This is a genomic window from Sulfuricaulis sp., from assembly GCF_041499725.1.
Classification (GTDB): domain Bacteria; phylum Pseudomonadota; class Gammaproteobacteria; order Acidiferrobacterales; family Sulfurifustaceae; genus Sulfuricaulis.
This window is the reverse complement of sequence record NZ_JBGQKW010000017.1, coordinates 1-12032: the sequence shown is the minus strand read 5'-3', so window position 1 is coordinate 12032 and position 12032 is coordinate 1. Positions and strand designations below refer to the sequence as shown.

13 protein-coding genes and 1 pseudogene are annotated in these 12032 nt (G+C 58.4%); 7 read left to right on the top strand and 7 right to left on the bottom strand.

From position 1 onward, the window contains the following. Window positions 1–7: 7 nt before the first annotated feature. Entirely contained in the window at window positions 8–619 is a 612-nt protein-coding gene (locus tag ACC569_RS04840; protein WP_372522365.1) for a hypothetical protein, read from the bottom strand. Window positions 620–909: 290 nt separating this feature from the next. On the opposite strand from ACC569_RS04840, the gene ACC569_RS04835 reads away from it, so the two are divergent. From ACC569_RS04835 to ACC569_RS04820, 4 genes are all read left to right on the top strand, one after another. Continuing rightward, a complete protein-coding gene (locus ACC569_RS04835; protein WP_372522364.1) occupies window positions 910–2253 on the top strand; it encodes an FAD-dependent oxidoreductase in 1344 nt (447 codons plus the stop codon). A 333-nt stretch (window positions 2254–2586) separates the two neighbouring features. Then, on the top strand, window positions 2587–2772 hold the full coding sequence (locus tag ACC569_RS04830; RefSeq protein ID WP_372522363.1) for a hypothetical protein: 186 nt from the start codon (window positions 2587–2589) through the stop codon (window positions 2770–2772). Window positions 2773–3180: 408 nt separating this feature from the next. Then, on the top strand, window positions 3181–4896 hold the full coding sequence (locus tag ACC569_RS04825; protein WP_372522362.1) for an AAA family ATPase: 1716 nt from the start codon (window positions 3181–3183) through the stop codon (window positions 4894–4896). A 2-nt stretch (window positions 4897–4898) separates the two neighbouring features. After that, a complete protein-coding gene (locus ACC569_RS04820) occupies window positions 4899–5594 on the top strand; it encodes a general secretion pathway protein GspB (RefSeq protein WP_372522361.1) in 696 nt (231 codons plus the stop codon). 124 nt (window positions 5595–5718) lie between these two features. Here the strand turns inward: ACC569_RS04820 and ACC569_RS04815 are convergent, their stop codons facing one another. Next, the gene (locus tag ACC569_RS04815; RefSeq protein ID WP_372522360.1) at window positions 5719–6675 is read right to left on the bottom strand and encodes a zinc ribbon domain-containing protein; all 957 of its coding nucleotides are present in this window, start codon (window positions 6673–6675) and stop codon (window positions 5719–5721) included. A 508-nt stretch (window positions 6676–7183) separates the two neighbouring features. On the opposite strand from ACC569_RS04815, the gene ACC569_RS04810 reads away from it, so the two are divergent. Continuing rightward, on the top strand, window positions 7184–8023 hold the full coding sequence (locus tag ACC569_RS04810) for a class I SAM-dependent methyltransferase (RefSeq protein ID WP_372522359.1): 840 nt from the start codon (window positions 7184–7186) through the stop codon (window positions 8021–8023). A 9-nt stretch (window positions 8024–8032) separates the two neighbouring features. Here the strand turns inward: ACC569_RS04810 and ACC569_RS04805 are convergent, their stop codons facing one another. Next, a complete protein-coding gene (locus ACC569_RS04805; RefSeq protein ID WP_372522397.1) occupies window positions 8033–8251 on the bottom strand; it encodes a hypothetical protein in 219 nt (72 codons plus the stop codon). Here ACC569_RS04805 and ACC569_RS04800 point away from each other — a divergent pair. Together ACC569_RS04800 and ACC569_RS04795 are read left to right on the top strand one after the other, a co-directional pair. Continuing rightward, window positions 8177–8386, top strand: a pseudogene (locus ACC569_RS04800) (thioredoxin family protein); the annotation flags it as partial. The gene ACC569_RS04805 and the pseudogene ACC569_RS04800 sit on opposite strands and share 75 nt — an antisense overlap. 73 nt (window positions 8387–8459) lie before the next feature. Beyond that, entirely contained in the window at window positions 8460–8681 is a 222-nt protein-coding gene (locus ACC569_RS04795; RefSeq protein WP_372522396.1) for a thioredoxin family protein, read from the top strand. Window positions 8682–8687: 6 nt separating this feature from the next. Here the strand turns inward: ACC569_RS04795 and ACC569_RS04790 are convergent, their stop codons facing one another. The 4 genes from ACC569_RS04790 to purB all read right to left on the bottom strand — a co-directional run. Continuing rightward, window positions 8688–9545: a hypothetical protein gene (locus ACC569_RS04790; RefSeq protein ID WP_372522358.1), complete on the bottom strand. Its 858-nt coding sequence runs from the start codon at window positions 9543–9545 to the stop codon at window positions 8688–8690. 1 nt (window position 9546) lies between these two features. Further along, on the bottom strand, window positions 9547–10014 hold the full coding sequence (locus ACC569_RS04785) for a C40 family peptidase (RefSeq protein ID WP_372522357.1): 468 nt from the start codon (window positions 10012–10014) through the stop codon (window positions 9547–9549). A gap of 14 nt (window positions 10015–10028) precedes the next feature. Beyond that, complete coding sequence (locus ACC569_RS04780; protein WP_372522356.1) at window positions 10029–10547, bottom strand: hypothetical protein; 519 nt, start codon at window positions 10545–10547, stop codon at window positions 10029–10031. A 117-nt stretch (window positions 10548–10664) separates the two neighbouring features. Next, window positions 10665–12032: adenylosuccinate lyase (purB, locus tag ACC569_RS04775; RefSeq protein ID WP_372522355.1), on the bottom strand; the 1368-nt coding region annotated here is incomplete at its 5' end.

The window sequence follows — 12032 nt, the reverse complement described above, 5'->3', positions numbered from 1 at the left end:
GTGGGATTTATTTGGAGCGCGGGTTTCCCGCGCCCAGGGAACTGTCCACGGCCCTAGGCAGCATGACATCATGGCGCGAAAAATTATAACCGCAGAAACACAGCGTGGAAGTGACAGGCAGGACAGTCTTGCAGTGCGGACAATTCTTGGTTTCGGTATTGGCGAATGCCTCGACGATTTTCTCCGCCTTGGTCGCTTGCTGGGCCCGGAAGGCCTCAGTGGGTCGGTCGGATTGAACCGGAACGTCAGGAGTGATTTCCCCCCTTGCCGCCTGCGCCGCTTTCCGGGCTTGAGCCGTTTTGGCGGCCTGGGCGTCTCGCTCGTCACGCAGGATCAGCGCCTCCTGCACGACTTCCAGCAGGCGGTCGGCCTTGCGAAGGTTGGCGGGATCGGCTGCCAGTTCCGTGCGGACTGATTCAACCTTCTCCACGGTTTGGCCCACGCGCGCCGCCAGATACGCCTCGAATAGCTCCTCTTCCTGTAGCGCTTGTTCCTCGGGCAGCAGAGCTGTTTCGTCGGAGTAGCCGAAGGCATAGCCGCAATCACAGCGCTTGGCACCCGTTGACACCACCATGCCACAGGCTGGGCAGGGCTTCTGATAAATGCTGTAAGTACTCATGTTGATTTCCCTGTCATGGCGGCGATCCTGAGGATACTACTTTGTTGAAGTATAGACTGAGACGGCCGATTTATAGCGGCAATCAGGTGTAATGGCAGACATGGGCTGAAGCTGAGCAGATCAGCGGCAGCACTTATGCCAAGTCAGGAACTTGCGTTGCCAGGTTCTGTTGCGCAAATCAGACGATATTGAAATTTCGCATTTATCGTCAGTAGCCAACCGCCATGCAAGTCTGGCTCGGCCATGGATGCTGGTACACTTTACAGGGTTTTCTCCAGAGTGGCACAGAAATGGCCAGTGTTACTTACGAAGAAAAGAAACAGCGCCTGACAGAATTTTTGCGTGCCAGCGGTGGAGACCATATCCGTCTGGGCAAAAGTACCTCCAATCTGTTCCGCGACCGCAAGAAGATTCAGGCACAGCGGCTCGATGTGCGCGACTTCAACAATGTGCTGCGTGTAGACGCCGCGGGCGGTTATGTTGAAGTGGAGGGGATGACGCCGTACGTCAAGCTGGTGGCAGAGTGCCTCAGGCACGAGGTAATGCCGGCCGTGGTTCCCCAGCTCAAGTCCATCACCATTGGCGGCGCTACCGTCGGGTGCGGCATCGAATCCTCTTCTTTCCGTTATGGATTGGTCCATGAAACGGTGCTGGAAATGGAGATACTGCTGGGCGACGGCCGCACGGTGCTGTGCTCGCCCGGCAATGAACACCGCGGCCTGTTTTACGGGTTCCCCAATTCCTACGGCACGCTTGGTTATGCCCTGAAGCTCAAGCTAAAGGTTGTGCCGGTAAAAAAATACGTAAAGCTCACCCATATTATCTTCACGGATCCCGATGTTTATTTCACCGAGCTGGCACGGCAATGTGATCGTCAGGACGTCGATTTCGTCGATGGCGTGGTGTTTGGCCGGAATGAGATGGTGCTGACGCTTGGACGATTTGTCGATAACGCGCCTTACGTCAGCGATTACACCTATAAGAATATATACTATCGGTCGTTGCGCGAACGCTCACAGGACTATCTGACTACCGAGGATTACCTCTGGCGCTGGGACACGGACTGGTTCTGGTGCTCCAAGAATCTGCTTGCCCAGCATCCGCTCATCCGCCGGCTCTATGGCCGCTCACGGTTGAATTCGTTGACCTACACCCGCATCATGCGCTGGAACAGTCGCTGGAAGCTCATGCAAACTTTCAACAAACTTGCCGGCGTTCACGCCGAACCAGTGATCCAGGATGTCGAGATTCCCGTTGAGCACGCGCCGCAGTTCCTCGCGTTTTATCACGATGTCATCCGTTTCCTGCCGGTATGGATATCCCCCACGCGCGCTTACAACAAGGACGTGAAATTCGAGCTCTATCGCATGGATCCGGAAAAACTTTATATCAACTTCGGTTTTTGGGATGTGATACGTAGCAGAAAAAAACTCCCGCCGGGTTACTACAACCGTCAAGTCGAGGAGCAGGTGATGGCACTTGGCGGCATGAAGTCGTTGTATTCTGATTCTTACTTCACGGCAGAACAGTTCTGGCGAATGTACAACAAGTCGGTCTACGAAAGACTCAAGGAAAAATACGATCCGAATGGTGCGCTGGGAGATATTTATCGCAAGTGCGTGCTGAAGGAGTAAGAGCGCTACTTGGATCGCGTGAATTTGATTCGGGGACGTCACAAGCCAGCATTGGCATAAAACAGACACCTGTCGCATGTATCACACAGCCCGATATTTGGTAGTTATCGTAGATAGAGCGCCATTTTTTGACAGCTCATCGGCGCGTACTCAACGATTGTCTGGCGATGAGAATCAGGTGCTGTCTTAATACTTGTCTTTTCCCGGTTTTTCCTCCTTAATTAGGTGAATGCCGCTGATAACATGCTTCATCAGGCGCAGGGAATAGGTTCAACGAAGTCCTCATGTAACTAGCGTCGGGCAACCGTTGTAGATTTTCACAAGGAGGTTCGCATGAGCGATGCATCACGCGCAGCAAAGATGGAATCCGGTGGAGTGGTCAAAGGCGAAACAGGCAGAGAAGCCGTCGAGGTAGCAGAGGCCATTAAGGCGCTGCAGACGCAACTGGCCGATTTGCGCAAGATCGTCCAGGCAGCTAAAACGTCGGGCAACATCGCCGAACCTGGACGCCGTCAATAATTACTCCGCATCATCCCACATTGTAACTTCTTCAATCCCGTTTACTGTCTGGCCTGCTTGGCGCAGGGGATGGGTATATCCCCAAACTGCTGGCACGATGATTCATGCTCCGAGGCGCCTCGCGTGAGGCGCAGGCGGTGCCGACCGACGCGTTCGGCCAGAAAAAAGTCCGAATTGCGCGATTTTCCCCGTTAATAGTCCTCCGTTGCCCGAGTGCTAGCCTGAGCAGACCGAATCTTGCCTCGTACAGGCAATGAGGGGACAAATAATGTTATCGTATAGCCCATAGTGGATGACGTAATCCCAGGCTCCCGACAGCTTGTATATGATTGATGGCAGACCGCGTTAACGTCACGCCAGACTCATCAACGGCATGGACGGCAGGCGGCAGAGGAAGTGAGGCGTTGCATGTATCTCCAATATTTTGGTTTGTATGAAAATCCCTTTTCGATCCCGCCGGACCCGCGTTATCTCTATCTGAGCCGGGGCCACCAGGAAGCATTGGCGCATTTGCAGTATGGGTTGGGTGAGAGCGGGGGGTTCGTGCAGTTGACCGGCGAGGTCGGCACCGGCAAGACCCTGCTCATTCGCGCGCTGGGAGAGCGGCTGCCCAAGGATGTTGATGTGGCGCTGGTTCTCTATCCCGTGCTCACGGTCACTGAATTCGTTGCCGCCATTTGCGATGAACTGCGTGTGCCCCATCCCGGCGCACGGGCAAGCCTCAAGCAGCTGATCGACGTGCTCAACGCCCACCTGCTCCAGAGCCACGCCCACGGACGGCGCACGATGCTGATTATCGATGAAGCGCAGAATCTGAGTCGTGAGGTGCTGGAACAGATCCGGCTTTTGACCAATCTGGAAACCACCAAGCAGAAGCTTCTGCAAATTATCCTCATCGGTCAGCCAGAACTGGTGGGGTTGCTGGCGCAACCGGATCTGCGTCAGCTCGCGCAGCGTATCACGGCGCGCTATCGCTTGACCGCGTTGACCCGTGAAGAAACCTGTTATTACATCGGCCACCGCTGCCGCGTGGCGGGTGGACGCGTGTTACTCTTCAACCTGTCCGCGATGCGCCGTGTGCATGCGCTCTCGGGGGGTATTCCGCGGCTGATCAACATCATCTGCGATCGTTCGTTGCTCGGCGCCTACACGCGTGAGAAGACCGTCGTGGATACGGGTATCGTGAATCGCGCCGCCGCCGAAATCGGGTCATTCACCAGGCCTTCCCGCTGGCTGACATGGCGCGTGCTCACCCCCACTATCGCTACGCTGACGGCGATCCTGATCGCGGCCGGCTGGCAATGGTGGCCTGGCTGGAAACACCCGCTGCCAGTCGATGACAAAGCGGTCGTGGCGGCTTCAGCCGATGCAGTGACGGCAGCCAATGTCGCCGGGGATATCGTGGTTGCCGCACCGGCTGCCGAACCCCGGGGAGCAACAACGGCTGGTGAAGTTTCCACCGCCAGTCCGTCCAAACCGGCGGCCATGCTCGAGTCGCTGCTCGCCAATCCCGCACTGGCGACCGACACTGAATCGGCGATGAAGGGCCTGTTCGAGCGCTGGAGTCTAAATTATGCCTTGCTGGTTGGTGGTACCGGCTGCGAACGCGCGCTGAACGCCGGTTTGCATTGCGTATACAAAACCGGGACGTGGAACAATCTGCGCAGCTACAACCGCCCCGCCGTCCTCGAGCTGCAGGACACCGCGGGCGGCAAGCATCATGTCCTCGTGGCGGAGTTGACGGCCGACGCCGTCTCTCTCGTGATAGGCGGCCAGCCGCATGAATTTCCGGTGAGCGAGGTGGGCCGTTACTGGTTCGGAAAATATCTGTTGCTTTGGAAGCCACCGATGCCGGAACAGGAGATGTTACGGCTCGGTGATCGCGGCGATACGGTGATCTGGTTGCGCGACGCGCTGGCGCGCTACCGGGGTGAGCCGCTCGCGGCGGAATCAAGCGAAATTTTCGACAAGGAGTTGCAGGCGCAACTCAGGGAGTTCCAGGGTCGACACCGGCTCATGCCTGACGGCGTGGCGGGACGGATCACCCTGGCCCAGTTGCAAAACTATCTGCCGGGTAAATCGCCCGCGCTGGTTGCCGACGCCGGAACCGCGGGGACGCGCTGAGCATGTCATACATCCTGGATGCGCTCAGGAAGTCCGAACAGGAACGGCAGCCCGGAACTCGCGCGCGCCCCGGTGGGCCGGTGCATAATGTTTCATTACCGTGGCGCGGCGGGTGGCTGTTGGTGATTGGCATCATTCTTCTGCTCTTCCTGCTGGCCGCGGCAGTGGTCTTCTGGCATAGCACAGTCAGCCGTATTTCTTCCGAGGCGGCGGTTGCCGTGACGTCTCCCAGCGTAGCCGCCACAGCCACGCCGTCTGCCGCCGAACCGGTCGCCGCCGTGGCTCCGCCGCCCGTAATGGCGGTGAAGAGGGAGTCCCCGGTACGCGACCTGGCGGAACAGACGCAGGTGCCTGTTCCCGTCACCTCTAAAATGCCCAGTACTGCACCACGCCGTCAGGTGGCGGCCATTAAGCAACGTTCCTCGTCACAGGCTGATGGTCACGCCGTTCTTCTGGAAACGGACAACACTCCGTTGTTGCAGCAGATGCCTCCGGAAATACAGCGCGCCATTCCTCTGATGGCGGTGACAATCCATGTGTATTCTACGCAGGAGTCCCAGCGGATTCTTTTCATCAACAACCGCGAATACCACAAGGGCAGTCTGATCGAGGGCGGAGCGCGTGTTGAAGCGATCGTGCCGGATGGTGCCGTCCTGAGTTACCAGGGGGAGCGTTTCAAACTACCCCGTCCCCGTTAAAATACAGTTCATTATTACCAGCCAAACCGCAGCCGATGGAGCAGTTGTTTTCCGGGATTAACCGGGAACTCGGCAGAAAGTCAGTCGAACGGTAGGCCCGCGCACCATCGCGCGCAAGCAACGTTCAAGGAAAATTGAAGAGCTTGGCAAACTCCGCGCGTTCTTCGTCGCTCATGGCGAGCGGGGGAATCAGCTGTTCGCTGGACGGGAATTCATAACCACAGCGGCACCGCGCCGCCGAACTGGCCACCGACGCCGTGCAACTCGGGCACTCCTTTTTGTCCCGCGGGGTATACAGGCGGGGAGCGGTCTTCGCGGTAATAGGCGTTGTTTGTGGTGGTTTGGGTTCCGCCACCGGCACCATGCGCGCTTCTTCTTTGACTGCTTTGGCAACAGGAGTCGGTTGAGTGTTTTTGCTGCGCAGGAATTTCTCCGCCTTGGCGGCCTGCGCCTGCCGGAAGGCGGTATTCGGTGTCGCCGTTTGCGCCGGCGGAGCGTTATCCGGTTTTCTGGGCGCGGGAGGTGGCGTGGAAGTTCTTTTCGACGCCACTTGTGCAGTTTTATCCTGGCGTTTCGCGCGGGCAGGCATAGGTGCAACGACGGTAGACTTAGTAACGATCGGTACGACGTTACGCGCAACCTGCGCTGGTGGTTTTATCGCGGCAGGTTTCAAGGTGGCTGTCCGCTTCTTCACGGGAGCCATTACCGGAGCCGGAGGCCGGGTCGCGGGCAACAATGCCTTTTTCATCTCCGTTACGTGCGCAGATTGCGTCGCCAGGGTGGATTCGGCCATCTGCACTTCACGAATCGCGGAAGCAACGTGATCGGATTTACCCGGGTTCGAAGGGTCGCGCACAAATTCGGCCTGTGCGATTTTGACGGCTTTGGCGGCCTGCTCGACGCGTGCCCCGAGGTAGTTTTCGTAGAGTTCCTCGGCCTTCAGCCGGATCTCTTCCGAGGTGAGCGCTGTGTCCGTATCGTCGTGGTCAAGATGATGTCCACAAGAGCATTCCCGGGTATCCAGTGGAACCGTGGACATGCATTCTGGACAGACCTTTTGGAAAATACTTCTTGCCGTCATATGACATCCTTGCCAACTGAGGGATAAGTAACAACTATGTCTTCGGAAAAAGTATAGGCTCCGTGCCGGTGACAAGGGTTGACACGACGATATCTGGGGTTGTCCGGCCGACAGGTGGTGCCAGAACAGACAGGCCTGTATCGGTGATATCAGCAAGGAATTGCTGGACGAAGAGGGGTTTTTCCTGTAGCGAGAAGACAAGGCGGCGCTAAAAAGGCTTTTTTGCTCGGAACTTTCGGCGATTTTGATACGTACCAAAAAATGGGCGCCCCGTTTTGTTACTCAGGAACCGTCATACATGTGACCTTTGGCTGGCGGATATTAATCCTGGGGACGATCCTAAGTTGATTGACAAGGAGCGTTTGGCACGTTTCATTCTGAGCCAAGGCCATGGAACCTCACTCAGATTCCTGCTCCCCAGGACTGCTGGCCGTCGACTATTTCAGTATGTTGCGGGCTTTCGCGCGTATCTGTTCCCCTCAACCAGGTTCTGACATCATAACGTCGCATGACCACGCCCGACCCGCACGCGGAGATGGTAGCGGTTTTTAACCGCGTCGCCGCCGGCTATGACAACCCCGCATCGCGTTTCTTTCCATTCTGCGCTGATCGTCTGATTGTCCGGCTCAATCCGGCACGCGGCTCCAAGATTCTCGATGTGGCGACCGGCACCGGCGTAGTGGCCATGGCCGCTATGCAGGCCGTGGGGCACGCGGGCAGAGTCATGGCGATCGATCTGGCCGAGGGGATGCTCGACCGCTTGCAGGAAAAAATCGATAAATTCGGTATCCCCAATATCGACTTGCACGTGATGGACGCGGCCGCGCTGGATTTCCGCCGTGAGTATTTCGATCACGTTGTCTGCTCCTTTGGTATTTTTTTTCTGCCCGACATGTCTGTCGGGCTCCGGGAATGGGCGCGGGTGACAAAACCGGGCGGCCGTATCCTGTTTACTGTTTTCGGGAAGCAGGCTTTCCAGCCGATGATGGAATTGTTCATCCGGCGCATCGAAAATTACGGTGTGGACGCGCCGGACAAAGACGCACCCTTTGCCGCGATGCGTCTCGCCGACCCCGAACGCTGTCGTGATTTGCTGAGCGGCGCCGGTCTCAAGGATATCGAGGTGCACACTGAGCAGCTTGGCTATCACCTGAAAGACGAAGTCCAGTGGTGGGAGGTCATCTGGAACAGCGGCATGCGTGAATGGGTTGAGAGAATCCCCTCGGCCCGGCAGGAGTCGTTTCGCGCCGAACACCTGGCGGACGTGCGCCCGCTCATGGGCGAACAAGGTTTGTGGCTGAATGTGGAAACACTTTTTGCAGCCGGGACCAAGCCGTCAGGCGTTTAACCCGGACATTCAGCGAAAACCTCGCAGAAGAACCCGGTATTCTTGCAGACGTTTGCGCATCAGCCGGCGCTGAATTTTCCAGGGCCGATCCCACGGCAGACCCGATTCCATCATGGCCCGGCACAGCTTCAACATTCCCTCGATGTCGTCGAGATGCACGAACTCCGGCGCCGGGCCGCGCGCGGCACGACAATCGGGTCCGCCTTCGAAACAATAAAAATGCTTCATTCCTTTATTTTTGACGTCAACGAAACGGATTTCTCCGAAAAAGTACTCGAAGCCTCCCATCAGCAACCGGTATTGGTGGATTTCTGGGCCGACTGGTGTCCGCCCTGCAGGTTCCTGACCCCGGTGCTGGAGAAGGTAACTCAGGGTTACCGGGGGGAGGTGCTGCTCGCCAAGGTGGAAGTGGACGACAATTCCGCCGGGAGCGGAATTGGGCGCGCTTCAGCGCGCCCACAGGGCGAGCCACAAGGATGTGGCGAGTCACAACATGCACCTCGCTGGGCGCTACCAGTTGCGCGGCTTCCCCAGCGTCATCCTGTTCATCCAGGGGGAGGAAGCCGGTTGTTTCAGCGGCGCCCGGTCGGAGCAGCAGGTGCGCACATTTATTTCCGGATTCGTGCCCGCCTTCGCGTCACGGGATACGGGTGCCTGAGAATGACTACTCGATCTTGAGGCGGATGGTTCGACGCTCACCCGATTCCGTCGCGGCGCTCTCCAGGATGGCGCGGTCGATTTCGCTGCGATGGCCGAGGATCGCGCCCAGGTCGATCCATTCGCCCAACCTTACCTCCACCGTCGTGGCCAGTTCTTGGAAATCGGCAAGGCCGGTGGTGGGGTCCCGTAGCGTGGACAGGCGCGGCGTGATCTCCATCCGCACGCGGTCCCCGCGCACGCGTGGCAGCACGTCGAAACCGGTCGTGACGTCCTGAAGCGCGATGCCCTGGGCAATCAGGACTTGGCGACGACCGAGCGCCAGAATCTCTTTTACATGCGGTACGGACTGACCGATGCGGATAGAGGCGCGTTGACCATCCAGCGCCATGACCGTCTGGGTAGTTTCATTCCGACCGACCGTCGTGCGCTGGCCGGTTCGGAGCCGGAGATTGTCTCTTTGTATAACGAGTCCACGGTTATCGGGAGATTTTTCCGGCAGCTTGATCTGTGCCTCGTCGCCAATCTGGATTTCTCCCTCGACGGAATGGATGGTGGTGTCGCGATCATCCGCCACCCGTTGCTCCACCGTGATGCGCAGTTGCCGCGGCGCCACGTCCAGTTGCGCCAGCAGGCGCTCGATATTTTTCAGATTCCTGTCCGAGGTGCGAACGATAAGCCGGTAATCCATGCCGCTCAGCGCGTCGTCCGGTCCGATCAGGGGACGGATCAGGGGGATGATTTCGCCGGCTGGACGGTGCTTCAGCTGGATAATGCGTGCCTCCTCGGCGCTAACGCCGGCGAACGCCAGCAAGGTCGTCAGCGCGACCAGCAGGGAAGTGACGATCGGCCTGCCTCGAACCATGTCAGTCGATGTAGGGGCGGCGCGCTTCCGTGAAATGAAGCTGCCAGTAGGAGTCGTCAAATCCCGTCACGTATACTTTTTTGCCGCTCGAAGGTGCGTGCACGAAGCGGTTGTCGCCGATGTACAGCGCCACGTGCGCGGATTTCCGGCCTTCCTGCGTGAAGAACAGGAGGTCACCGCGTTGCAGCTTGCCGCGCGATATCGGGCGCGTCGCGCGGCGCAACTTGTCGGTGCCGTGCGGTAGATTCACGCCGCTACGCCCGTAGCTGTACTGCACGAGACCGCTACAATCGAACCCGGCCGGTGTGTTGCCGCCGTAACGGTAAGGTTTGCCGACCATGGCCAGCGCGAGATTCGCCGCGTGGTTTCCGGCCGTCTCGGATGGGTTTTCAATGGGAACGTGACCGCATGCCGCCAGGACATACAGGATCGGTACCAGGAACAGAACGCGAGGAAAGCGGGTGGACATCGACGACACTGAAATCACAGTCCCGTCGAACGCAGGGAAAAGATCGGTTCGCTGCGGTCCCATAATTCGTTGAAGCGCCGCGCGAGCAGCACGGCATCATGAGTATTGTGAGACTCCGCGATGCAGTCGGGTTTGGCGATGTCCTGCTGATGCAGGAAACCGGAGTGATCGATGACCAGGAACATTTCGCGGATGCCGAGATGCTCTTCGGCGACCTGGTGCATGTGGATGAAATCGCTCAGCCGTCGGCACAAGCCGACGAGACGGTCGTTGTCGCGCAAAACCTGTTCCGTGTCTTCCACCACGATGCGCGCGAGGTTGTTGCGGTGGCGCGCGGCAAAACTGGCGAGCGCGCGGGCAAAGCGGGGGGTATTGAATAAAGCACCATCAATCTGCGGGGCGAAAATGACGATCTCGCGTGTCGCGCTTTCCGCCAGCCCGGCCAGGAAATCGCCGACTTCGTCGCGTCCTCTGATTACCCGGCGCGGGGGTTCCGGTTTGTTTTCGGCGGGTGTGTTTTTTGCCGTATCCATGCCAGGGATGAATATTCCTCTCGCAAGCGGCTGATCGCCGCCATCAAGATATATATAGACCACGTGGCGAGAATGGCACGGAGACGGAGGCGCAACGGAGAGATGGGAACAACGGGATCAGCTTTTGATTTTGGCCAGATTTCTCGCCTGTGTTGCGGCATTACCCGTGTAGCTGGCGGGGGTTAGCGCCAACAGACGTTTTTTTGCCGCATCGGGGATGCTCAGGGAGCGGATGAAGGTTTGGATCGAATCGCGGGTGATGCCACCCTTGCCACGGGTGAGGTCCTTAAGTTTTTCGTACGCCTGTTCCACGCCGTAACGGCGCATGACGGTCTGCACCGCCTCGGCCAGGACCTCCCAGTTCTGATCGAGGTCCTGCTGGAGCCGCTCGGTATTCACCTCGAGTTTGCCGATGCCCTTGAGGCAGGAGTCGCCGGCGAGCAGCATGTACCCGAATGCCACTCCCAGATTGCGCAGCACGGTGGAATCGGTGAGGTCGCGCTGGAAACGCGAGACAGGAAGCTTTTCCGCTAGATGGCGGAACAGGGCGTTCGCCAATCCCAGGTTGCCCTCGGCATTCTCGAAATCGATCGGGTTGACCTTGTGCGGCATGGTGGACGAGCCGACCTCGCCCTTGACCACTTTCTGCCTGAAGTAACCCAGCGAAATGTAGCCCCACACGTCGCGATTGAAATCGATCAGGATGGTGTTGAATCGCGCCAGCGCATCGAGCAGCTCGGCGATGTAATCGTGCGGTTCGATCTGGGTAGTATATGGATTCCACGCAAGCCCCAGTCCCTCGACAAAGGACTTGGCCACCGCCGGCCAGTCGACTTCCGGATAGGCTGCGAGATGGGCGTTGTAATTGCCCACCGCCCCGTTGATTTTTCCCAGAATCGGCACGGCCGTCGCCTGGTCGCGGGCGCGCTTCAGGCGATAGGCGACATTGGCCATTTCCTTGCCGAGCGTGGTGGGCGAGGCCGGCTGGCCGTGGGTGCGCGCCAGCATCGGCTGATCGGCGTAGCGGGTGGCCAAGTCCGTGATCGCCGCGATCAGCTTGTCCATGCGCGGCAGCAGTACGCCGTCGCGGCCGTCCCTGAGCATCAGCGCGTAGGAAAGATTGTTGATGTCCTCGGAGGTGCAGGCGAAGTGGATGAATTCGGCGCAGCGCGCGATTTCCTTGTTGCCGTGTGTTTTTTCCTTCAGGAAATATTCGATCGCCTTGACGTCGTGATTGGTGGTCGCCTCAATCTGCTTGACGCGGTGGGCATCGGTTTCCGAGAAATTCGCGATGATGCCCTCGAGGAGTTTTTTCGTGGCCGGAGAAAAGGACGCCACCTCCTTGATCTTTTTGTGACCGCCGAGCGCGAGCAGCCAGCGTATCTCGACCAGCACGCGCCGGCGGATCAGGCCGTATTCGCTGAAGAGCGGGCGGAGCGGAGCGGTTTTGGATTCGTAGCGGCCGTCGAGCGGTGACAGGGCGGT